The organism is Oleiphilus sp. HI0125, assembly GCF_001635355.1.
In genome coordinates, this window is sequence record NZ_LWGF01000564.1 from 1 (window position 1) to 420 (window position 420).

General features: G+C 48.1%; 1 protein-coding gene. It reads right to left on the reverse strand.

Annotated features, from left to right (window positions below):
* On the reverse strand, positions 1-420 hold a 420-nt coding region (locus tag A3762_RS07045; RefSeq protein ID WP_197469110.1), incomplete at both ends, for a polyprenyl synthetase family protein.

Consider the following 420-nt stretch of genomic DNA (forward strand, 5'->3'; position numbering starts at 1 on the left):
CCACTGCAGCGCTAATCAGCTTGCCAGTTTTGTGATGATGCATGACTTCAAGCTGTTTTAATGACAGTGCTTTGCCTACCGAGTCTAGGTCAATTGCTTGACCAAGTACCATTCCTTCAGCCCCGCTTGCTTTTGCGAGTGTTTGAATCAGCTTAAGTTTTGTTGCGTTATCTTGAGGGCTGGCGTTTGATGAAACTAATTCAAACGCCAGCGCCTGGAGAGCATCGCCGGCAAGAATGGCTGTAGCCTCGTTAAATGCGATATGGCAAGTCGGCTGTCCCCTACGTAATGCATCATCGTCCATGGCAGGTAGGTCGTCGTGAATTAATGAGTACGCATGGATCAATTCAATCGCACATGCGGCATGCAATGCACTTTCTTCAGAGCAATTGAGGGCCTTTGCAGTAGTGATCGTCAGTA